The organism is Parasphingopyxis marina (genome assembly GCF_014237875.1).
Classification (GTDB): Bacteria; Pseudomonadota; Alphaproteobacteria; order Sphingomonadales; family Sphingomonadaceae; genus Parasphingopyxis; species Parasphingopyxis marina.
Genome location: NZ_JACJVJ010000001.1, coordinates 1 through 23,021, shown reverse-complemented (window position 1 = coordinate 23,021; position 23,021 = coordinate 1). Strand labels below are relative to the sequence as shown.

General features: G+C 61.7%; 19 protein-coding genes. 6 read left to right on the top strand and 13 right to left on the bottom strand.

The features are described from left to right. Positions 1-16: 16 nt before the first annotated feature. From H6P80_RS00095 to H6P80_RS00075, 5 genes are all read right to left on the bottom strand, one after another. Positions 17-889, bottom strand: coding sequence for an alpha/beta hydrolase (locus H6P80_RS00095; RefSeq protein ID WP_185799331.1), 873 nt, complete (start codon positions 887-889; stop codon positions 17-19). After that, positions 879-1,985, bottom strand: a complete 1,107-nt coding sequence (locus H6P80_RS00090) for an NAD(P)-dependent alcohol dehydrogenase (protein ID WP_185799330.1) — start codon at positions 1,983-1,985, stop codon at positions 879-881. The genes H6P80_RS00095 and H6P80_RS00090 overlap by 11 nt, the downstream gene beginning before the upstream one ends. Then, on the bottom strand, positions 1,982-2,485 hold the full coding sequence (locus H6P80_RS00085) for a nuclear transport factor 2 family protein (protein ID WP_185799329.1): 504 nt from the start codon (positions 2,483-2,485) through the stop codon (positions 1,982-1,984). Before H6P80_RS00085 ends, H6P80_RS00090 begins: the two co-directional genes overlap by 4 nt. Positions 2,486-2,489: 4 nt before the next feature. Next, positions 2,490-3,956 (bottom strand): aldehyde dehydrogenase family protein, encoded by a 1,467-nt coding sequence (locus tag H6P80_RS00080; protein ID WP_185799328.1) that lies wholly within the window; start codon positions 3,954-3,956, stop codon positions 2,490-2,492. A gap of 128 nt (positions 3,957-4,084) precedes the next feature. Beyond that, entirely contained in the window at positions 4,085-5,083 is a 999-nt protein-coding gene (locus tag H6P80_RS00075) for a MarR family winged helix-turn-helix transcriptional regulator (RefSeq protein ID WP_185799327.1), read from the bottom strand. 292 nt (positions 5,084-5,375) lie between these two features. Here H6P80_RS00075 and H6P80_RS00070 point away from each other — a divergent pair, with 292 nt between their 5' ends. Genes H6P80_RS00070 through H6P80_RS00060 form a run of 3 tightly spaced genes read left to right on the top strand, consistent with a single transcriptional unit; the run spans position 5,376 to position 6,805 of the window. Next, positions 5,376-5,777, top strand: a complete 402-nt coding sequence (locus tag H6P80_RS00070; RefSeq protein ID WP_185799326.1) for a nuclear transport factor 2 family protein — start codon at positions 5,376-5,378, stop codon at positions 5,775-5,777. A 31-nt stretch (positions 5,778-5,808) separates the two neighbouring features. After that, positions 5,809-6,300 carry a DUF3237 family protein gene (locus tag H6P80_RS00065; protein WP_185799325.1) on the top strand — a complete coding sequence of 164 codons (492 nt, stop codon included), beginning with the start codon at positions 5,809-5,811 and terminating at the stop codon, positions 6,298-6,300. A gap of 22 nt (positions 6,301-6,322) precedes the next feature. After that, complete coding sequence (locus H6P80_RS00060) at positions 6,323-6,805, top strand: DUF3237 domain-containing protein (protein ID WP_185799324.1); 483 nt, start codon at positions 6,323-6,325, stop codon at positions 6,803-6,805. Between the two features lie 38 nt (positions 6,806-6,843). On the opposite strand, the gene H6P80_RS00055 is transcribed toward H6P80_RS00060, so the two are convergent. Continuing rightward, positions 6,844-8,520 (bottom strand): CocE/NonD family hydrolase, encoded by a 1,677-nt coding sequence (locus H6P80_RS00055; RefSeq protein ID WP_185799323.1) that lies wholly within the window; start codon positions 8,518-8,520, stop codon positions 6,844-6,846. Between the two features lie 173 nt (positions 8,521-8,693). On the opposite strand from H6P80_RS00055, the gene H6P80_RS00050 reads away from it, so the two are divergent. Continuing rightward, positions 8,694-10,340, top strand: a complete 1,647-nt coding sequence (locus H6P80_RS00050; RefSeq protein ID WP_185799322.1) for a GMC family oxidoreductase — start codon at positions 8,694-8,696, stop codon at positions 10,338-10,340. Between the two features lie 86 nt (positions 10,341-10,426). On the opposite strand, the gene H6P80_RS00045 is transcribed toward H6P80_RS00050, so the two are convergent. The 7 genes from H6P80_RS00045 to H6P80_RS00015 all read right to left on the bottom strand — a co-directional run bounded on the left by H6P80_RS00045 (position 10,427) and on the right by H6P80_RS00015 (position 21,236). Beyond that, positions 10,427-13,300 (bottom strand): TonB-dependent receptor plug domain-containing protein, encoded by a 2,874-nt coding sequence (locus H6P80_RS00045; RefSeq protein ID WP_185799321.1) that lies wholly within the window; start codon positions 13,298-13,300, stop codon positions 10,427-10,429. Positions 13,301-13,623: 323 nt separating this feature from the next. Then, positions 13,624-14,124: a MarR family winged helix-turn-helix transcriptional regulator gene (locus H6P80_RS00040; protein WP_185799320.1), complete on the bottom strand. Its 501-nt coding sequence runs from the start codon at positions 14,122-14,124 to the stop codon at positions 13,624-13,626. A 113-nt stretch (positions 14,125-14,237) separates the two neighbouring features. Then, positions 14,238-15,647, bottom strand: a complete 1,410-nt coding sequence (locus H6P80_RS00035) for a spinster family MFS transporter (protein ID WP_185799319.1) — start codon at positions 15,645-15,647, stop codon at positions 14,238-14,240. Then, complete coding sequence (locus H6P80_RS00030) at positions 15,644-16,720, bottom strand: alkene reductase (protein ID WP_407947223.1); 1,077 nt, start codon at positions 16,718-16,720, stop codon at positions 15,644-15,646. Before H6P80_RS00030 ends, H6P80_RS00035 begins: the two co-directional genes overlap by 4 nt. A gap of 16 nt (positions 16,721-16,736) precedes the next feature. Beyond that, positions 16,737-17,282 (bottom strand): nuclear transport factor 2 family protein, encoded by a 546-nt coding sequence (locus H6P80_RS00025; RefSeq protein WP_185799317.1) that lies wholly within the window; start codon positions 17,280-17,282, stop codon positions 16,737-16,739. Positions 17,283-17,319: 37 nt separating this feature from the next. Further along, entirely contained in the window at positions 17,320-20,193 is a 2,874-nt protein-coding gene (locus H6P80_RS00020) for a TonB-dependent receptor plug domain-containing protein (protein WP_185799316.1), read from the bottom strand. Positions 20,194-20,324: 131 nt separating this feature from the next. Next, positions 20,325-21,236, bottom strand: coding sequence for a LysR family transcriptional regulator (locus H6P80_RS00015; RefSeq protein WP_185799315.1), 912 nt, complete (start codon positions 21,234-21,236; stop codon positions 20,325-20,327). Positions 21,237-21,630: 394 nt separating this feature from the next. Here H6P80_RS00015 and H6P80_RS00010 point away from each other — a divergent pair, with 394 nt between their 5' ends. After that, a complete protein-coding gene (locus tag H6P80_RS00010) occupies positions 21,631-22,839 on the top strand; it encodes a hypothetical protein (RefSeq protein WP_185799314.1) in 1,209 nt (402 codons plus the stop codon). A 61-nt stretch (positions 22,840-22,900) separates the two neighbouring features. Next, on the top strand, positions 22,901-23,021 hold a 121-nt coding region (locus tag H6P80_RS00005), incomplete at its 3' end, for an S-adenosylmethionine synthetase N-terminal domain-containing protein (protein ID WP_185799313.1).

Genomic DNA, 23,021 nt, shown 5'->3' with positions numbered 1-23,021 from the left:
GGCTTGCCGCGCGCCGCTAGCTATGCGCCTCAACAAAGGCGCGAATTTCGGGGCCCAGCGAATCGGCGGACGAACCGACCGCGAGCGCGGGGGACAAATGGTTATGGCCTTCCAGATAGAGCATGCGCGGATAGGCGCCGCGCGCTTTGCCATAGCGGCCGACGAAATCGGCTGCCTGTTTCTGGAAATCCTCGATATCGAATTCTGAGACCGAAGCGAGGAAGGGGATATCGGCTTCGATCAGCCCTTCGACTGTCGAGCATTCGGCATAAGCCGCCTTGTCCTCGCCATAATAGGCGATGTGGAACTGGTTGGCGTGCGCTGCCTCGACATCGTAGATGCACGAGATCATCAACGCGCCGGCGATTCCGGCGCCGTCGGCCCCATGGAATCGGCTTAACGCCGCGTAGCTTGCGACATGCACCGCGCCGGCCGACTGGCCCATTAGGAAAATTTTATCCGGATTACCGCCATGATCGGCGATATTTGCGCGCAGCCATCCGACGAGCGTCGCCAGGTCCTCGGGCCCGGCGGGCCAGGGATTGGCGGGGGCGAGCCGATAGGTGATCGTCGCGCCGATCCAGCCGTTCGCCGCCGCGAACTGGCCGATATTATCGTAAAAGGGCGTGCCTTCGCTGCGCTTGTCGCCCATCACGAAGCCCCCGCCATGGACGAAGACGAGGACAGGGGCATCGGCAGCGCCGTCTTTCGCGAAAATATCGACCTTGTGCCGCTCGTCGGGGCCATAGGCGAGATCGCGGACGATCTTGGTCGCCGGGTCGGGTTCGCCATGAAGGCCGGCGATCAGCCCCTGCGTGCCATGCATCATGTCGGGGTTGAGATCGGGGCCGAGGGCCTCGATCTGATTGCGAATCGCTTTAGGCAGCATCGTTCGCCTCCATCATCAGCACCGGTTTGATCACCTTGCCGGCTTCGATATCTTCGAAGGCGCGCGCGATGTCGTGAAAGGGGTAGAAGGTCAAAAGCCGGTCGAACGGGAAACGGCCTTGCCGCCAATAGTCGATCAGCTTAGGCAGGAAGAGGCTGGGCGATGCGTCGCCGCCGAGAATGCCGCGCAGCATCTTGCCGCCTGCCAGCATCGGAAACATCGCCGGCGCCCATTGGCCGAGCGGCGCGGCGACGAAGGCGGCCGTGCCGTTCATCGCCAGGCAGTCAAGCGCGGTGGTGTGGACCGCGGGAACGTTGGTCGTGTTGAGCGTATAATCGAGGCCGCGCCCGGTGATCGCGCGGAGCTTTCCGGCGATATCGTCTTCGCTCGCCAGGATGGTATCGGTTGCGCCAAGTTCTCGCGCCAATTCCAGCCGGTCCTCGGCGAGATCGACCGCCACGATGCGCCGCGCACCGACAAGGTTCGCCGCCATCACCGCGCTCAGGCCCACGCCGCCGACGCCGAAAATCGCGATCGTGTCGCCATAGCCGACCTTCAGCGCTTCGATGACCGATCCCGCTCCGGTGATCACCCCGCAGCCGAGCGGGCCGAGTTTTTCGAGTGGAAGGTCCTTGTCGACCTTTACTGCCGTGCGATCGGTGGCGATGACATGGCTTGCAAAGCTCGATTGGCCGAAGAAATGCGAATGGATGGTTTCGTCGCCGGCGCACAGCGCGGTGCTGCCGTCCATGCGCTGGCCGCCGAAACAGCGCGGCATCGCCTGGTCGCAATAGGTTGGCCGGTTGTTCGCGCAGCTGGGGCAGGCGCCGCAGGAGGCGCCGCTGAGGATGACATGGTCGCCGGCCGCAAAATCGCGCACGCCTTCGCCGACCTCCTCGACCACGCCCGCGCCTTCATGGCCAAGCACGATCGGCTGGGGCGAATGGCGGCCGGGATGTTCGTGGACATCGGTATGGCAGATGCCGGTGGCAACGATACGCACGCGCATCTCGCCGGCGCGCGGTGCTTCGAGCTCGAGTTCCTCGAACGCGGGCGCCGGTGTGCCCGGTCGGCTGACGGCAGCTTCGATTTTCACTGGGCGGTCTCTTTGGTCGCCGGAGCGCCGGTCTTGCTCTTCATCGTCAACTCGCCCTGCCAGGGAACTTCGCTCATGTCGGTCCAGGCGTTGACGTGGAGTTGCTCGAACAGCCACTTGCCGTCTTCCTTGATGATCACATCCTGCCGCGTGCCGATGCCGAAGACGAAATTGTTCCGATATTCGACGTTGAACTGGAGGATCTGGAAGAAGCATTTGCAATCGATCTTGCCGTCGTCGCGCGGCGTCATCAGGTGCGTGTTCATGATGTGCTGGCGACCGTACCACCAGCTTTGCCGGTCGTACCAAAGCGATTCCAGGTTCTTGCGGATCGCCTCATGCCCATGGACGCGGCCTTGCCAGAGATGATCGAAAAACGCCTCCTTAGAAAAGGCGGAGAGTGCCATCTCGGTATCGGCGAGATCGATGCCCCAAGCGTATCGCGCATAGAGATCCTGTATTTCCCACCGGTCTTCCGGCGTAATCTGCCAATCGGCCATAATATTATTCCTCCCCTCCCGGCTTTCCGAGATGATGATCGTTCTGGATATCGGCGACCTCGCCACGCTGGACCAGTATCGCCTTGCGGCGGACATAGCGCAGGATCGCCTCGGGCCCGGTCCGTGAGCCACCGCCGACGCCCGACGCGCCGAACGCGGTGCTGCCGACCGTGCGGTTCTTGGCAAAGGTGAGGAAGGTATCCTGCACGAATAGCGCGCCGGCATTGATTTGGCGCGCAATCTCGAGCGCCTCTTCCTCGCTGCCCGCGATCACCGAGGCCGTGAGCCCGAAGATCGTGTCATTGGCGAGCGCGATGGCCTCCTCAATCGTCTTGTATTTCATGACGGGCAGGCACGGGCCGAAGGTTTCGTCGCGCATGATCGCCATCTCGTGATCGACACCGGTCAGCACGGTCGGCCGCATATAGAGTCCGCCATCGATCTCCTCGATCTCGCCGCCGGTGAGCACGGTCGCACCCTTCTCCTTCGCTTCGGCGACGTGCCCTGCGACAATCTCGGCCTGCGGCGCGAAGGTGAACGGGTGGGAATGGCCGGCGCGCGGGTCGTCGCTGTTCAGGCGGACCTTTTTTGCCTTTTCGACGAGCGTCTCGACAAAGGCGTCGTGGATGCTTTCATGCACATAGATGCGCTCGATCGAAAAGCAGACCATGCCGTTGGCGTGGACCGCGCCGCGCAGCACGGCAGTGGTCGCGCGCTCGATATCGGCGGTTTCGGCAACGATCACCGGATCCTTGCCGCCAAGCTCCAGATAGCAGGGGATTAGCCGCTCGGCGCATTGCACCGCAATTTTGCGTCCGGTCGGGACGCTGCCGGTGAAGCAAACGAGGTCGGCCTCGTCGATCATCGCCTGACCGGTCGATCCATCGCCTTGCACATAGTCGAACACGCCGGCCAGCTCCGGCACGGCGGCAACCGCCTCGAATAGCGGCTCCACCCAGCGCGGGGTGATTTCCGAAGGTTTGATCAGTACTGCACAGCCGGCGAAAAGCGCCGGAATCGCGTCGAGCAGCACCAGCATCGCAGGCGCGTTCCACGGTCCGATCACGCTTACCAGCGGATAAGGCACGAACTGGGTACGAACCTCGACGTCCGGCATCGCTTTGGACGGGCCGTTATACGCGGCCATGTCGAGGCCCGTCTGCGCGTCCTCCATCCAGCCGCCGATATTACCCATGGTGATGAAACCCTGGAGATAGGAGGTGTGGCAGCCCCCGGTATCGACGGCATCGGCTTCGGCGATGTCGTTCGCGCGCTTCTGCACTTCGCCGAGCCAGCGCGCCATCACGCCGATCCGCGCCGCAAGCGGCATCGCCGCCCAGGCCTTTTGGTTCGCGCGTAATCGGGCGGCCTTGGCGGAAACCTCTGCGGACGTCGCGACCGTCAGTTCGAAATCAACTGCGCCGGTGCGCGGGTTGCGCACGGGAAGCGTCCGGAGGTCCATGTCGGCCATTTCATCCTCTCTGCGATCAGCGTTTCAAATACGCTGATTCTTCAATAGTCAGACATCGTTGTATCTTGCGCCCGCGCCCTGTCAAGCGCGCCTCGGGGCGGGCTTTCAACCAGCGAAACCCTTCGCGTTTATTCTTCGTCAAAGCCCAGTTTGCCGGGGAAGCGCAGATGCACGCTGTGCACGAGTACAACCTCTCTCAGGATCGCAACAAGTCGGGAGACCCGAGCCGTGCTGAACGGGACGAGCGTGAGCGCCTCCGATTGATCGACTAGCGGCTGGGCCAATGCCAGCGTTTCGCGTCCCGCATCGGTTGCCGAATAGAGCCGCTTGCGCCGGTCGCGACGTGAAAGCCTGCCCGTTATCAACTGCCGCGCCAGCAGGTTGCGCAGGATCACCCCGCAGGTCGAGGGATCGAGACCGAAGATTCGGGCGAATTCGACCTGGCTGGTGGCGGGTCGCAGGGCCAGGATGAAAAGTGCCGAAAACTGCCGCGGCGTGAGCTTCAGCTCCGCCGTGCTGGCAATAAACAGCGCCTGCGCCATTTGCAGCGCCCGGCGGCCCAAAAAGCTCGGCGAGCCGGACAGCGGATTCTCAGGGTCGGCGCTCCATGCCGGCGCGGGGCCGTCTGTGCTGGTTGCCAGCGGCCAGAGCAACGCTTGAAGTTCTTTCTCCTCGCGTGTTTCGAGCGGGGCAATGAGCCCTTTCTGCAATGCACTGAAGGAAGCGCGGACCTGCCCAATTCGGTGGACGCCGGCCCCTGTAAGCCGCGGCCGCACCCGGCGCCTGTCGACCGGATCGGGACGACGTTCGGCAAGGCCGGCGGTTTCGAGATTATCGATAATGAGCGCCATGGTCGACGTGTCGATGCCGGCCGCGCGCGCCAGCGATATCTGGTCGCAATCGTCCAGCCAATCGAGCAGCAGCAGGATTTCTGCCTGGGCCAGCGTTTCACCCGATGAGAGTTCGGCGTAAAAGGCAGTGCAAATCTGGTCGAATCGGCCAAGCAGAAAGGCCGGTTTCGTGAGGAAAACCTGCATGATCTCGCGATCGGTGGGCGCAGCGGCCGTTTTCGGCGAAGCCGGAAGCAGTCCGGTTCGGGATGCGGCGACGGTCGCTACCTCAGCCATGAATCGCTGTGCTCGCCAGATTGGTCCAGACAGGCCGCGCGCCTGACAATCGATCAGTTTCGACGGTATCGGCCCTCGTCATCGGCATGCATTTTCCTCTTCCCCATGCTCTGACCATAAGGTTTTGCCCCCCCAGTGCCAGTGTTTTCGGGCCGCCATTTGTCTCATCGGCCGGGAAACGCCATAAACTTCGCCCATTAGTTGATAGATCAACAATAATAGGATAGGCCGGTAGTGCCGCGGCGGTGCCTTGGGCCCGAGGCGGCAAGAAGATAACAGAGAGAGGCTGCCCGTGAACGCTACGGATTATGAAGACTATATCGCCTGTTTCAACGCCAATGATTTCGATGGCTTCGGCAAATATTATCATGACGACGTGGTGTTCAATCTTGGCGACAAGAAGCAGATCATCGGTCGCGAGAATATTCTCGATTTCTATCGCGACGTAAAATCCAAGGTTCGCGAGACGCTCGATGTAGTGAGCTCCGTCGGCAACGAGGATTTCCTTGCCGTCCATGTCCGCACCGAGTTTTTCGGCCTTGAGGACTGGCCTGATTTCATCGCGGGGCCGCTGATGAAGGGCGAAGCGATCAATATAGAGAGCCTGGGCTATTATTATCTGAAAGACGGCAAATTCGCCGAGATAATGGGCGCGCGTTACAAGACGCTGCCTACCGTTCCCGCACAGGCCTGACGTCGTTCGGCACCCCTTGAGGAGAGATTTCATGACCGCAGCCGATCAGGCCGAGCATCCGTTCGCACCGAAATTCGAATTCGCTTTCACCGTCAGCATCGATCTGACTCCGGCCGTCTGGCTGGAGCCCAGCAGCATGGGGCAGACGCGCGCCGGCGTGTGGGCCAAGGAAGGGACGTTTGAGGGCCCGCGTATAAAGGGTCGCGTCATCCCGATGAGTGGCGGAGACTTTCCGCTCGTACGCCCCAACGGTGTCATCGATTTCGACGCCCGCTATTTTCTCGAAACCGATGACGGCGTGCCGATCTATCTGCAGAGCCGCGGCTATCGCTGGGCCGAAGGCGATGCGATGGAGAAGATGGCGCGCAACGAGCCGGTCGAACCGCACGAATATTATATGCGCGTATCGCCGAAGTTCGACGTGCCCGAAGGCCCCTATGAATGGATGGGCAAGCACATCTTCGTCGGCGTCGCGGAAAAGATTCCGAAAGCCAATCGCATCCATTATTTCATGGTGCTTTGACGGTCGGCGAAGGAGAATCAGGATGAGCGATAACGACCCCCAGGTACCGGCCGGCCTCGAATATGTGTTCGAGATGAAAGTCTTTTTCCGGCCCGAGCGCTGTATCTTCGGGCCCCTGCCCGGCGGCGGCCACAAGGGCTATACGCCCTGTTCGAGCGGCGAGATTTACGGGCCGCGGCTGAGCGGCAAAATCGTGCCCGACAGCGGCGCCGACTTCGCCGATGTGCGCGGCGACGGCGTGGTCGTGGTCAAGTCGCACTATATGCTTGAGGCCGATGACGGCACCAAGATCTACATCAACAACAACGGCTATCTGGTGCCGGGTAAGGAGGGCGTCGACGAGGTCGTCGACGGCGTGCTGCAGCCCGGCTACTTCAAATTTTCGCCGACCTTCGTCGTTCCCGAAGGGCCGCACGACTGGATGGGAAAAACGCTGATCGTGGGTGCCGGGCGCCGCTGCACCAATCCCGATCACTCGATCTTCACCTATTATGCGGTGACTTGACGGCTCTCCTCCCACAAGTAGGAGGGGCGTTGCGCTCCCTATTTTTCCGGGATCGCCGGGACGAGCAGGTGGCTGTCATGCTCGCCGCCGGTGTGGATCACGTGCGTTCCCGCGTTGCGCAGATCTTCGTGCCGCGCAAAGGGCAGGTTGGGCAAGGCATCGCGATAGATATCCATGCCCTTCACGACGACACGCAGGGTCTCACCCGCACGGAACAACGTCGAGGACGGCCATAGCTCGATCTCGACCGGGACGATTTCACCCGGGTGCAGCATCTGTTCCTCGGTATGGCTGTGGACCGGTTGCTCGGGGGTCGAGCGCGCGGCGTCGAGCGCGCGGTGGCTCGCGCGGAGCCAGCCCAGCGCGACGGGACCGTTCTCGTAAAAGGCGTAAAAGGTCATGCCGACCGGCTCGCCCTCCGCGTCAAGCTTCTGGAGCGCGACGAAGAGATCCATGTCGTCAGCACCCTCGGCCTCGACCCAGAGTTTGAGCTTCATATAGCCGGTGAGTTCGGTGTCCCCTTCGAAACGGTGATCGAACACCGCCTCGCCCAGCACGTCGAGCGGGTCGTAACGCGCGGCCGAGCTGGTTGTCGGTGCCGTTTCGGACAGCGCGTGTTTGGCGGCGTCGAGATGAAGTTTTCTGTAGTCAGTGCGCGCGAGCGGCCATTCGTCTTCGGTGCGGGTCGCGCGGACCTGCGCGCTCTCGCGAACTTCGATCTGGACGCGCGGCCATTCGGTGACGGCGGTGTCCTCACCCTTCAGGAAATGGTCGAAAAAGATGCGCTGCTTTGCGCGGCTCTCGGGCATGTAATAATGCGCCCATTTCTTCTGGCCGTGGATCTCCAGCCATTTTTCTTCGGATGCCATGCGCCGGAACGCCTCGATCGTGCCGCGCGTGTGGAGGCCGTGATCGGACCAGCTTGCGACGACATAGGCGGGGATGTCGATTGCCTCGAGATCGAGTTCCTTGCTCTCCCAATAGGCGTCGTAGAGCGGGTGCGCCTGGACATTGGCGTTGGTGTCTTCGGTGCGGTTCAGGGAGAAGCGGAGGTTGTCGGAGCCGCGCGGCACGAAGCCGGTTTCGCGGATGCCGCCATGATAGGCGAATTCGCGATACCAATCCGAAAAGCCCTCCCAGGGATTGAGCGCAGCGAGGTGTGGCGGCTTCAGCGCGGCGACGAGATACTGGATCGCGGCGAGATAGGAGACGCCGGTCATCCCGACCTTGCCATTGGTCCATGGCAATTGTGCCAGCCATTCGATGCAATCGTAGCAGTCCTCGCCCTCGCCGATGCCATTGTGGCGAAGATCGCCTTCGGACAGCCAGGCGCCGCGCGGATCGGCAAAAACCACCGCATAGCCGGCCGGGCACCAGAAGGCGGGGTCGGGCGCTTCGAAAGCGGTGAAGCGCGACATCCAGCCGTCCTGGACTCCCGAAGGCGGCCAAAGCGTGTCGGACAGGCCGTGCTTGCCATAGGGGCTCCAGCCGAGCAGGATCGGCAGGTCCGCATCGGGCGCGTTGGCGGGCCGGTAGATATCGACGAGGATCGTGATCCCGTCGCGCATCGGGACTTCGACATTGCGTTCTATCAACAGACCGTCTTCTTCGCGCTTCGTATAACCGCGCGGGGGCAAGGGTGGCTTGTTCGGTGCCGTAGAAGGATCGACGCCATCGCGCATGATAAGTTCGAATTCCTGATTTCCGTCGGCCATTCTGTCCCCTCGTCGCTCCCGGTTCCTGCGGCAGCACAAGGCTTGCGCGCACCCCGGATTCCTGTTTCTGCTCGTGTGATAGCAGCGGGTTGAGGCGACGCAAGGATGTTGATAAATCAAATAACGATGTCGGTGCCGTGGGGCGATTGCCGATCCGCAGGAGCTGATATTCGATGACCCAAAGCTATGATTATGTGATCGTCGGGGCAGGTTCTGCCGGGTGCGTGATCGCCCACCGGCTGACCGAGAATCCGGATGTTTCGGTGCTGCTCTTGGAAGCGGGCGGACGCGATCGGCAGTTCTTCTACCGCCTTGCGCTCGGCTTCCACAGCTGGCGCTATCCCGAGACCAACTGGCAATATGAGACCGAACCCGAACCGCATCTGGGCGACCGGCGAATCCCGCTACCGCGCGGCAAGGTGCTCGGCGGTTCCTCGACGATCAACGGCATGCTCTATTCGCGTGGCCATCCGCTCGATTACGACCGCTGGCGGCAAATGGGCTGCGAGGGCTGGGGTTATGCCGATGTACTCCCCTATTTCAAACGCTCGGAAACCAATTGGCGCGGCGAAGGCACCTATCATGGCGGATCGGGACCGCTTCAGGTCAGCCGGATCGATACGCGCAAGCTCGTCCACGAGCCGGTGATGGAAGCGGCGCGCAAGCTCGGCTATCCGATCACCGACGATCACCACGGCGAACTCCATGAAGGCTTTGGCGGCGGGGACACGACGACCGATCGCCGGGGGCGGCGATCGAGCGCGTCGCGGGCCTATCTCGATCCGGTACGCTCGCGGCCGAACCTCACTATCGCAACCGGGGCCTATGCGACGCGCATTCGCGTGGAGAACGGCCGGGTGACTGGGCTCGACTATGTGCAGGATGGAAAAAGCAAAACCGTCCGTGCCGAGCGCGAAGTGATTCTCGCCGGCGGCGTTTACAATTCCCCGCAGCTCTTGATGCTATCGGGCATCGGTCCGGCCGATGATTTGCGCTCGATCGGCATTGAACCGATCTGCGATCTACCAGGGGTCGGCCGCAACCTTTCCGAACATGCCGGCTATTGGACCGAACATGCGACGCGTGAGCCTATCACCCTGTTGCGCGAGCTGCGTGCCGACAGACTGGCTATTTCACTCGCACGGTGGGCGATGTTCGGCACCGGCGTCCTCGCGTCGCAGAGCAACAGCTGCCACGCGGAGGTCCGGTCCCGGCCGGAGCTCGAACAGCCCGATCTCCAGCTCTATTTCAATCCGGCCCGCGGCGACGCCAAGCCCTGGTTCCCTGGGATCGGTGAACGGCAAGAGCACCGATTGAGCGTCGTTGCCTGTCTCGTCCAGCCCGATAGCCGGGGGTGGATGGAGCTCCGTTCGGCGGATCCCAGGGACAAGCCGCGAATCAGCCTGAACCTGATGTCTGAACGAAGCGACGTCGATGCGCTTGTGCGCAGCGTGGAAATGGTCCGCGAAGTGTATGAAACCGATCCGCTCGCGAGTCTGATTTCGCATGAGGTGGTTCCGGGCCCCGAGGTCCGCGGCAAGGCGGCGATCGAACAATGGCTGCGCAATACGCTGATCGTCACGCATCATGCGGTCGGCACCTGCGCGATGGGCATCGGGTCTCAATCGGTTGTCGACCCGCAACTGCGAGTGCGCGGGATCGAGGGCCTGCGCGTCTGTGACGCGTCGATCATGCCGACCGTGCCCGGTGGCAACACCAACGCGCCGTCGATCATGGTCGGTGAAAAGGCGGCTGATCTTATTCGCGGCACGTCCCTTCCGCGCGAAGAGGTACGGGAAGGCCTCGCCTCGGCAGCCTGAACACCAATCCAAAAAAAGGGCCGGAGATAATCTCCGGCCCCAGTTAAACCCAACGGCTTGAAGAATTCGCCGAGGGAGGAGTCTCGTTAGTAGCGGAGCCGCAGACCGACCCGGTAGGTCCGCCCGACAACGTCGTAGAGAACGTTATTGGTCGGGCCGAAGCTGGACGGCGCGACGGGCGGATTCTTGTCGAACAGGTTGTTGACGACGCCGTAGATCTCAAAGTTGCGATCGCCCTCGCTCCAGATATCGTAGGACGCGTTCAGGTTGACATAGGTAAAGGCGCCGATGCGATTGTCGCTGATGCTGTTCGGTAGCGCCGGATCATAGCCGTCCTCGTCGGGCCCGATCAGCGTATTGTTGTAACGGCCGCCCGATACGTGGCGAACCTGAATTTGCGCTGCAAACGGCTCGACGTCATAGGTCAGATAGGTGTTCACGATGTATCGCGGAACGCCCGAAGGCTGCGATACCGGCGAACCGTTCTGGCCCGCGCGGTCGACGGAGGTTCCGCTCGAATCCACCGTGATCAGGTCGTCGACGATCGTGCTGAGGACGCGCAACGTCACGCTGCCCGTGCTGACCGGTACGCTGTAAGAGGCCTCGAGATCGAAACCGCGCGTGATCAGCGTATTCAGGTTCAAGTTGAAATTGCGAACCTGGGTAAGTTCGCCGGTGGTCGCATTGCGGCTGACCAGCGAGCAGAGATCCGTTGCACCGGCGGCGCACCGATCAACGATTACCTGTCCGCCCAGCGTCGCAACGGCACCGTCGAGCGTAATGTCGAAATAGTCGGCCGAGAAACGCAGGTCTCCGAAGCCGAAATCGGGCTGCAGCACGAAGCCTGCGGTCCAAGTATCGGCAGTCTCCGGCTGGAGCGTATTGTTACCGGCGAGAAGCACCGGAATCAGGAACTGCGTCCCCCCGAAATTCGGATCGTTGATTGACTGGAACGAGCTCTGCGCCGGCGAGAACAGTTCGAACACATTGGGTGCGCGAATGTCCCGCGACCGCGTGGCGCGCAGGCGGAGCCAGTCGAGCGGCGACCAGTCGGCACCGATTTTCCAGGTCGTGACCCTGCCAGACGTGCTATAATCAGTGACGCGGACCGCGCCGTTGAGCTCGGCATCGTCTGACAGCGGCAACACCGCTTCCACAAAGCCTTCGAACACATCGACTTCGCCGTCGATCGGCGCGCCCGGCGAAGTGTAAAAGTCGAGCGCCGTCGAGATCGGGTCGGCGGTGCCGCTGGCTTCGTCCTGGCGGAATTCCACGCCGGTTGCGATCGCGAGCGGGCCGGCCCACAGGTCGAGAAGATCGCCTTGGAGGGTGATCGAGGCGACATGCTGGGCGAGACGGGTGGTCTGCTCGGACGTGCCGGTGACATAGTCGATCGCGGCGGCAGACGGGCTGCCATTGCCGAACGGATTGAGCGGCTGGCAGCCGGCCGCGGCCGGGTTGCCGAGCAGTACGGCGCGGCAGACCGGATCGCCGGTTCCCGGATCGATTACCGCGTCGAGAGCAAAGGCCCGATTCGAGTTGATCGTCGTATTCTCGCCGATCTGGTGATAGTTGGTCTGACCATATTGATAATAGCCGTTCACGCTCCAGTTATCGTCGATATCGGCTTCGAAACCCGTGACGATCCGGAAGGTCTCGCGTTCGACATGGCCACGCGACGGGCCGATGTCATTCCACATCTTGCCCATCGGGAAAGCCGGCAGTCCGAAAAAGTCCATCTGCGCGGCCACGCCTGCCGGCAGGAAGGCGTTGTCGCGAGTGATCACGATGCTGGCGATATCGCGACGTTGGGCACCGAGGGTGTCGGCCTCCACATGGCTGTAGGACGCCTCGATGAAACCGGTGAAGACGTCGGAAAATTCATATTCGACATGGCCGAAGGCGTTGACGCGTTCGCTCGGGCTTGCCAGCGGGAAAAACTGGTAGAAGGCGAGTTGTTCGTCGCGCTGACCGGCGGCACCGCCCGACTGGAAGATGCCCGCGCCGTAATATTGGCCATAGTCGTGCTGGAAGGTCGTTCCGTCGACATTGAACTCGGTGCCACGGAGCGGCCCGCCGATGATGATGCCGTTGAACGTGCCGAGCGCGACCGAGATGTCCGGCAGGATCAGCGTGTTGGCGAGACCGTCGACATTGCCCGGGTTGCTGACCGTGTTCCAGGTCTGCGAACACCAATCGCGCGAATAGCAATCGCCCGTGCCCTCGTCGTTGACATAGTCGATACCGAAGATCGCATGGCCGCGGCCGTCAGCGAAGCTCGTCCCGGCGGCGAAGGAGGCGGACCATTCGTCGTCGTCGCCCGCATCGGCGAAACCGTACTGGACGTTGGCGCGAATACCCTCGAGATCGGTATCGAGGATCAGGTTGACGACGCCGGCAACGGCGTCAGAACCATAGGCCGCCGAAGCGCCTCCGGTGACGACTTCCACGCGCCGGACCAGCGAAGTCGGGATCATGTTGAGGTCGACGGTGCCCGCCGCAGCAAAGCCGCCGCCGGCGACCGTTGCCGGAACCACGCGCCGGCCGTCGATAAGCACCAGCGTCCGGTTGGCACCGAGGCCGCGAAGATCGGCGGTGCTCGCGCCGATATTGCTGAAGAAGATCGCGGAGGTCGAGGATGTCGCCTGCGGGCGGAACGCCGGAATGTCGTTCAGGACTTCGGCGACGTTCGTCGTACCCTGACGGGCGATCTGATCTTCGCCGATAAAGGTGACCGGCGTCGGCGTGTCGAAGCCGGAACGCGCGATGCGCGAGCCGGTGACGACGATCGCTTGGTCGTTGGTGTTCTGGTCGGCGCTTGCCTCGACGACTTCGTCGTCGTCCAGATCCTGTGCCAGCGCGGGCGTCGCGCTCCAGAAAAGGGCGACGCCGAGTGCCGTCAGGCTACCGCCACCATTGATAAGGAACCCGTTTCCACGGGAGTTGTTCTTCGCTTTCATTTGCATCTCTCCATCCCCAAAATCTGATCACGGCCCCGAACATATATTCTGTTCTTGGCGTTCGCCGCGCTTGCCCGGTGCTCCATCGGTGCCGCCTTGGTTTCGGCGACGGTGATAACCCTGCATCCGGCCTGCCGCATCCGTGGCAGGGGGTGCCGCGAACTCGTACGAGGTCGTTCTTTATTGGCTGATCGTCTCTTTCTTGGCAATGTTGATTTGTCAAGAAATTGACGGAAGTGGATTTTGGGTCACAGCTGCGCATTGCATCGCCTTCGGCGGGGAATGCCTAACGCGTGGATTCTTAATATATCGGAACCGAGAGATTACTGGTTCTCGACGAACTCGTCGATCTTGCCAGCGATCCGGTAGAGCCGGTCATCCAGCTCGCGTAACTCCTCGCGGCTGAGGTCGGCCGTGATGCTTTGGAAGAATTGTTGCCGTTCGGCGAAAACCCGGTCGAAGACCTCCTCTCCGGTCTCTGTCAGACTTAGAAGCTGGCTTAACCGGTTGGCCGGGTTGGGACGCTTGCGGATAAAGTCGCGCTTCGCAAGCGAGTTGACAGCGCGGCTCACTTCGGCCCGATCCACCTGGGCTGCGGCCGAAAGCTCGCTGGCGCTGGTTTCGCCGAGGCGCCCCAGATGCGCCATGACCCGCCACTCGGCGAGGCTGATATCGGCAGAATCACGAACCTGTTGCGCGCCGATCCGGTCGAGCGCCTTGCCGACCATCAATATCCGGTAGAGAATGTGTTTCGGCCCGAAAATCTGCCAGGCATCGGTGATCGAACCAGCGTCTTTCGCTGCCGCTTTCCTGTTCGTCGCCAAAATCAACCTTCCCGAAGCTGCTGTCGCCGAGTCACCTAGCCACGATTGTGCCGCTTAAGCAATATGGATGCAGGCAAGGCAACGGACATTGGTGTCCGGCATCAGTGCGCTGGCTAGGCCCCGGCTTCCTGCGCTTCGGTAATGGCGATGTCGTCCTTGATCGTGCGGGACGCCAGCAGGAAACAGAGCGACGACAGGACCATGAAACTCGCAACGAGCACGGTTCCGCCACGCGCCCCAGACGAGGAGGCGGCGAGGCATCGGTCATGCAACGCGCCGGCAATCTCCTCGCCCGTGGTGCATAACGCCATATAGTTGCCGCCCGCAAAGCTGGACACGGTGACGATATCGCTGATCCAGCCGAACAGGATCGGCCCCAGTCCGTGACCGACCAGCGTGCCGACGAAATAGAAGAAGAAAGTGGTCGTCGCGCGCATCTGCGATGTCGCGAGATTTTGCACGAAGGACAGGGTCGGCATCGAATAGCAGATAGAACACATGCTCGCCGCCGTGATCAGCGCCATGGAGGCTATCGCCGTGGAAGCCTGGAATGCCGAGAAATAGAGCGGGGCCGAAAGCAGCGTGCCGATTGCGGGGGCAAAGACGTACCAGCGGGTATCCTGGCGCGCGAGCCAGTTCGATCCGAAGCCGCTGATCGACATGCCGAAAGTGACGGCAACGACGCTCGATATGCCGAACATCACGGCCGCGTCCGATACGCTCGTGCCGTATTCGCGCACCAGATAGGGATGGGTGAACGCGCCCATGGACCCGATGCCCATGGTCGCGAAGGCGACTCCCGCAATCGCGAAAAGGAACGAGCTTTTCGCAGCGAGGAAACGCAGTACCTCGACAAAGGGCGGCGGCTTGCCGGTGGCGACCACCGCGTCCTGCGCGCCGCGCCGCGGTTCGCGTAGCACGATCGCTGCAATTAACGTGATGAGGAGGCCCGGCGCAGCGACGACGATGAACGCGGTTCTCCAGTTGAGATGTTCGGCGAGCATGCCGCCGCCGACCGCGCCGATCAGAGACCCGAACGGGATGCCGAGCATGATGATGGTGAGTATTGCGCCGCGTTTGTGCTTTTCGAAATAATCGGCGACCATCGACACGACCGTCGGCTGAACTCCGGCCTCGCCGATACCGACCCCCGAACGAAAGGCAAGAAGCTGCACATAGTTGCCGGCCGCCGCGCACAGCGCCGCGAAGACCGAAAACAGGCCGACCGATGTGACGAGGATCGTCTTGCGGCTGTAGCGTTCCACCATTCGGGCAATGGGCAGCCCCATCGTAGAATAGAAAACGACGAAACTGAAGCCGCTCAATATGCCAAGCTGAAGATCGCTTAGCCCGAGATCCGCCTTGATCGATTGCCCGATCGTATGGATGACGACCCGTTCCATGAAGGCCACGGCTTCGATCAGGAACAGGATCCCGATGACGACGCGGAGATAGCCCTTCGAAAAATTCCGCGGTTCTGCTGGCGACGGGCCAGTGTCGAGGGCGGCGGAGTCGGCGGTCACGATGTTGCCCCTCCCGCCGCCGGATAGTCGGTATAGCCGGTCTCCCCGTCGATATAGAGCGTTGCGCGATTTACCGCCGCCAGTGGCAGGCCCTGCCGCGCGCGCGCGGGAAGATCGGGGTTGGCTATAAATGGCCGTCCGAACGAAACCGCCGTCGCCATGCCGTCTGCGATGGCGTCTTCTGCAGTGTCCAGATCGTAGCCGTTGTTGACGATGACGTCGCCCTTGAACGAGCGGCGCAGCGCCTGGGTCAGGATCCGGTCCTCGGCCTGCGGCTCGCCGCTCGTATTGCCTTCGACGATATGGAGATAGCCGATTGACAGATCGTCGAGTCCCCGGACGGCATGGGTATAGAGGGCCAACGGGTTTTCGTCCTGCATGTCGCCAATGGGGCTGGTGGGCGAAAGCCGCACGCCCGTTTTTTGAGGTCCTGCTACCGCGGCCACGGCAGCGGCGACTTCGAACAGGAAGCGGCAGCGCTTCGCGATCGTGCCGCCCCAACCGTCGGTTCGTTCGTTGGCGCAGCTGCGCAAGAACTGGTCTATCAGATAGCCATTGGCGCCGTGCAGCTCGACACCGTCGAAGCCTGCATCCACCGCGGCCTTGGCCGCGGCGGCATACCGGCCAGGAATTTCCTCGATCTCGGCAGCTTCGAGCTGGCGTGGCTTGACGAGGTGCTGCCGCCCGTTGGGAGTCGCTACGATGGCGTCGGCGGTGATGGCCGAAGATGACACCGGCCAAAGGCCGTCCGGCAGGAAGTCGGGATGCGCCATGCGCCCCGCATGCCATAGCTGGGCGATGATCAGGCCGCCTTGCGCGTGAACCGCGCTGGTCACATTTTGCCAGCCCGCGACTTGGCGCTCGTCATATAGGCCGGGCCCCTTATAGGCGCCGGTTCCCTGTAGGCAGATGGCCGTCGCTTCGGATATGATCATGCCGGCGCCGGCACGTTGCCGGTAATATTCCACGTTGAGCGCGTTGGGGACGGTATCCGGCGAACGGGCACGGGTGAGGGGTGCCATCACAATGCGATTACGCACCGCGAACCCGCCGACCCGGCCTTCCGAAAGCAGGTGTGGATACAGGGCCCTATTCCTCGCCGTTTCGGCGGCGCATGGGGCGTTGATAGGAAATGTCCCGCCTGTCCCAAAAACTCGGGCCCGGCGGGTCGGCGCGCTCGTAGGAGCTGCCATCCTCGACGGCGATGCGCATTTCGGGAACGAATTCGCGCAGCGCAATCCGCCATACCCCATCGCGCCGCTCGCATTTGTCGATATAGCGGCCGCTGCCGAGATATTGGAGCTTCTCGGGCGATCGCAGCATATAGATGACATAGGATTCGACATGCGCCACATCGCCGTCGACATCGATATTTTGTGTCGTCAGATGATGCTGGTGGATCTCGTACTTGCTTTCGTGGAGTTCGTTGCCCCAGTCGACGAACGGATCACGCGGTCCGCTGAAATCTTCCAGATAGTTGACCTCGGCATCCGGCCAGAAGGCGCTCGCGATCAGATCGTCGTCGTGCCGGTCGAGCCCGCGCGCGTAGCGGTAAAGACACTGCATGATCTCGTCGCGAACGAGGAGATCGCGCAGGCGTTCCATCTCCGCAGGCGTAAAAGGCTCTTCCGGCATTGTCGCTCCCATGGTCTGGTCGTTTCGCTTCGGTCGCTCAGAATGCAAATCTGGCGCCGAAGGTGAAACGCGTACCGATCAGGTCGAACAGTACGTTGTTGCTGCCATAATTGTTGCTGTGAACCGAAGTCGGGCCGTTGTCGAAAAGGTTCTCGACACCGCCAAACAGCTCCAGTGCGTCTTCATTCCCACCCATCGGTATCCGGTAATGGGCGAAAAGATTCACATAGGTTTCCGCTGGCAGGCGGTTGAAATTGACGCTGTTGGGGAGCGTCGGATCATAGCCGTCGTCCTCCGGGCCCACGCGGGTCACGTTGTTGATGCCCTTGTGGATGTAGCGAAGCTGCGCGGTTACCGACAAGGGACCGGTTGCATAGGTGACGACTAGATCCGCCAGCCAGCGCGGCATGCCCGGCAGCTGCCCGGGGGGGTAGCCGGTCTGGCCTGCCCGATCGATCCGTCCGCCGCTGTCCTCGGTCGTCAGATGCTCGACATAGGTGGCGAGCAGACGAATGTTGAGGTTGCCGATCTCGTCCCCGAAGCCGGGCATTTCCGTATTATAGGCCAGCTCGAAATCGATCCCGCTCGTTTGCAGTGAAGCGAAATTAAACAGCGGATCAGTGACCTGGGTTATGATGCCGTTCGTATCGCGGACGATAAACGGGCAGAATTCGGTTGCGCCCGCTACGCAACGGTTGACCACGGTCTGCGTGCCCGGACGGGTGATCGCGTTGCTCACATCGATGTCGAAATAGTCGGCCGAGAAGCTGAAGCCCTGCAAGGCGCCGCCCGGCTGGATCGTGACGCCGGCCGTCCAGCTGTTTGCGACTTCGGCGCTGAGATCTGGGTTCGCAGCGATAATCGTCGGTGTGCTGATCGTCGTGTTCTGGACCGGATCGAGAACGATCGTCTGCGTCTGGCGCGCCGACGAAAAGAGCTCGTTGACGTTGGGCGCCCGGATATCGCGCGAACGCGTCACGCGGAACAAGAGGCCTTCCACCGGCTCGAACACACCGCCGATTTTCCAGGTGGTGGCCGAGAAACTGCTGGATCCGCTCGCGCCGTCGAATTCATAAGCCGTCCGGCGGATGGCGCCGTTGAGGTCCAGGGTCGGGCCGCCATCGTCTGACCGCAACAGCGGAACCACGGTTTCGGCATAACCTTCGAACACTTCGCTATCGCCGTTGATCGCAACCGCGTTGCCCGTCAGGAAGCCGCGGGCGAGGGATATCGGATCGGCGTCGCCAGAGGCCGAGTCGGTCCGATATTCGATGCCGCCGGCGACCGAGACCGGCCCTGCCCAGGTCGAGAAAGGTTCCCCCTGGATATTGGCGGCAACGACATGCTGCTCGAAGCGCGTCCGCTGCCGGGTCGCGCCGTAGGAATAATCCTTCGCGGCTTGCGACCACATATTTTCGCCGAACAGGTTCAGCGGCGCGCAGGCGGGATCGTCGTTGCTAGGGTCCGCATCGGCATTGACCCGGCAGACCGGCACACCGCCCTGCGTCGTCACGTCGGCGGCCCGCCGGAAGGCGGCGGGGATCTGTACATTGGTCGTGCGCTGCCGATAGCGGGTTGTGCCGAACTGGTAATATGCATCCCACCGCCAGTTATCGCCCAGATCGCCGTTCAGGCCGGCGGCGAGACGGAAGGTTCCCGTGCTCGAACGGTTCATCGCGCGGCCAAGGTCGAGTCCTTCCCGGCCCAGCGTGAAGGAAGGGATATTCTGGTCGACCATCATCTGGAGGATGGGCGCCGGAATAAACGGGTTGTCGATCTGGATGGGAAGGTTGGAATCGCGCGACTGGGCGGAGATCGACCAGCCTTCGACGCGGCCGTAGGAAAGGTCGAGAAAGCCTGAAATGCTGTCGGTCAGATCCGCCGTCAGATGGCCGTAGAGCGAATAGCGTTCATATTCCGGGGCAATTCTGATCCCGGTGAAATAGGGATCATAGCCATCGCCGCCGATCATGAAGGTGCTGGTGGGTGACCAATATTCGCCGCGGTTAAACGGGATCGGATTGCCGGCGGAATCGAACTGGATACCGGCCAGTGCTTCCGGCGTGTTGATGACGCCGCCGGGGCGGATCGTGGCACCCTTGGCATTGGGGAGCAGAAGGATGGCGGGCAGGCCGTTTACCCCGGGATTGGGATTGGTGATCGTGCCGGGTTCAAGCCTGCAAGCGGGCCGTGTGTAGCAGTCGCCGATTCCAAAATAGCGGTTATATTCGGCGGCGACCGTGAAATGGCCACTGCCGTTCATGATGTCCTGACCGCCGGCCAGCGAAACGAGAATTTCGCCATCGTCGCCGCGTGAGGAAATACCACCCTGGACGGTGCCGCGGATGCCGTCGATCTCGTTTTCGAGAATGATGTTGATGACGCCGGCTACAGCGTCCGAACCGTAGGCCGCGGACGCGCCACCGGTGACGATTTCGGTCCGGCTGATGATGCCTGCCGGGATGAGATTGAGATCGACGATTCCGAGATCCGTACTCGGTGCGAAGCGGCGGCCATCGACGAGAACCAGCGTGCGCTGGTTGCCCAGGCCACGCAGATCGGCGAAGCGCGCGCCGATATTATTCGCGAAGAGATTGGCGGTCGTCGGATTATTGGTCGCGCGAAAAGCAGGTGTTTGCGAGAGCGCCTCGCCAATATTCGTCTGGCCCAGTTCGGCGATGCGTTCGGCGCCGATCACGGTGAGCGGCGTGGGCGAATCGAAACCGCCACGGGCAATACGGCTGCCGGTAACGACGATGGGCTGCCCGCCCGATTGTTCCGTCGCGCTGTCATCCTCCGTCGTTTGTGCCGCTGCAGGGACGCCGACGGACGCGATCATCGCCGCCAGACTGGCACCGACTATAAGTTTTGCTTTGGTTCTGGAATCGCGCGAATTTTTGGTTTGCTCCATGGCTACCCTCTCCCTGTTGTCTGTTTTTATGGAGATTCCTTGAGGAACCGCCTGTTGCGGACCCTTTGGAGGTAATTTGGAGCGGTTGAATAATACTATTTTTGAGATACAGGTATAAGAATAACTTACAGCTAAAGCACTTTCCAAGGAGCCTGGTTGGCAGCTACGAGGCGCCGAATCGCCTTTTCGATCAGCGCTTCGAATGGCTCCAAAACCTGCCCATTGAGCCCCGATCGGGTCAGCAGATATAAACGCAAACTCGCCCCCTCTGCGTCGATCGGGCGCGCGACGAGGCGGCCATCGCCCAACTCGTTGAGAAAGGTTGGGTAGGTCGAGATGCAGCACATTTCATGCTCGAGCATGAGCTGCCGTCGCGAGCTGATTGGCTCGACCTCTGCGACCAGATCGAACCGGATATCGTGGGTGGTAGCGAGATATTCCGCAAAGGCCCGATCGGGCGCACGGATGCTGTCCATCACGATCGGAATCGATTGAAGCGCCTGCAACTTGATCGGGCCGAGCTCGGGGTCGACGCGGCTCGGCGGACCGATGAGCCAGAGGTCTTCGGTCGCCAGGATGCGCGTATTGGGGAGATTCAGTGGAAGATGGGAATCGAATAGCGCGACATCGAGTTCGTCGGTAAGGATGTTGCTGCGAAGCTCGGCATCATAGCCGACGCGTACCTTGATCTCGATACCGGAAGAATCGGACTTCTCGGCGATCATCTCCGGGATCAGCAGGCGCGCCACGGTAGACGAAACGCCGATGCGCAGCACCTCGGTGACCGGGCGGCGGAAGGGGGCGATCGAAGCCTCGGCCTTGGCATAGGCCACCATGACCTGTTCGGCCTCCTCAAGGAAAACCGCGCCTGCGCGAGTGAGCGTGACGCCGCGCGAATGGCGATCGAACAGGGTCACGCCCAGCCGGTCCTCCAGCTGTCGCAACTGCATGCCCAGTGCCGGCTGAGAGATATTGAGCACCTCGCTGGCTGCCCTGAGGCTTCCCGATCTCGCGATCGCGACGAAATATCGCATGGCGCGCATGGTTAGCCCTCGCTCTTTTCGTCCGGCCGGATGGAAGGGCGGCCGAATGCCGTTCGGCCGACATTCCCCAGCGGGCTGGGCCCGATCAAAATGCAAACGATGGAACGCTCTCCCTATTCCCATGGTCGGCCATTGGCGGCAGCCCTCCCGAACGCGGGGGCACCGATCGTAATCGGGCCAGCGTAGATTAGCCCTTGTCTGCCGAACAGCCCCGGCCGCAAATCGAACGACGACGCGGGGTTATCGCTTAAAGTGGGATATACCCCACATCGGAAGTGGGTCCGATTGTGGTTTACGCCCAGACGCTTCGTCCAACATCAATATAAGGCAAGGCTCTCCGCTTTCTCGGAATGGGCCGTCGATAAAGATAAAATATTGGATAGGACCCTGACCCATGGCTGCCGCTTCCGCAGAACAGCAAATCGTAAAACCGGCCCCGGAATCGGACGCTACAGAGGGTAGCGATACCGAACAGTCGGATCAGAATTTCCGATTCTACGATAACCGCCAGAAATATCTGATGTTCGTGAACACCTGCTCGGAGAAGTGGATCGTGGCCGAGCGTGTGGCCAAGGAACTGTCGTCGCTCACGCCGCGTCCGCCAGCCCTGCGCTTCTTCGATGCGGGAATGGGCGACGGCACGGTGCTGGCCCGTGTGTTGCGCGCAATGCACAGCAAGTTCGAACGTTTTCCCTTCTATGTCGCGGGTAAGGAAATCAGCCTCGAGGATGTTCGGCTGACGCTCGACAAGCTGCCCGACCGCTTCCTCGAACATCCCGAAACCGTGTTCGCGGTTACCAATATTTCCTATGCCGATGCGCCCTGGCTTCGCCCCAAAAACCCGGCATTGGCCGCCAAGGTGGTGTGGAAGGAAGCGGCGCTCGAAGGATCGACGACGGCCGATTTCGAGCGGCAGATCCTCGACCTACAGCCGTTTCTTGCCAATAGCTGGCGCACCAAGGTCAGCGAAAAAAATGGCAGCCTTCTGCCCGAAACGCCGACGGTGCTTGTCCTCTATCGCAAGGATTGCCGCTTCCTCCTGGATGGCGTGATTCCACGCCAGGGCAAGCCCGAAGCGGATTTCGACCTGATCCTCGCCAGCCAGCCATTCCGGCTGCGCGCGGAAACCCAGTTCAAGGCGAGGCGCGTGCTTGCGCCGCTGGCCCGGGCGTTGGGGCCGGGCGGCCGGTTGCTCGGCATCCATTCGGCGGGCAGCGACCCGGGGGTCGAGATCGTCCAGAAAGTGTGGCCCGGCGAAGATCCCTTCACGACCTCGCGGCGCGACCTGCTGGATGCGACGCGCGAGGCGCTGGGCGAAGAGGCGAAACATTTCCTCTTCGATCCCCTGCCCAATCGGCAGGCGGTCTTTCGCTACGAAATGCACACCATGCCGGACGAGATCGATAGCGGGGACGCGTCGATCGGGACCTCGACTCTGCTCGCGGCGTGGAACGCGGCGACCTATGTGGCGCAGATCGAGGATGAACGCCTGACAGAGGCAATGGGCAATTCGAACTATCTCGAAGCGACGCGCGCCGCCCTGCGCAAGCATGGCGAGCTGTGGTTCAACGACGAGAGCTACATCATCGCGCGCGAGGCATAACGCCGCGCCCGACTTTCAGAAATCCAACCAGTCAACAACAAAAAGAGAAAGCAGGAGAGCTATGCGCGAGAGTTATTTGTTTACATCGGAGAGTGTTTCGGAGGGTCATCCGGACAAGGTATCGGACCAGATATCGGATGCGGTGGTTGACCTGTTCCTGTCGAAGGATCCGGAGAGCCGTG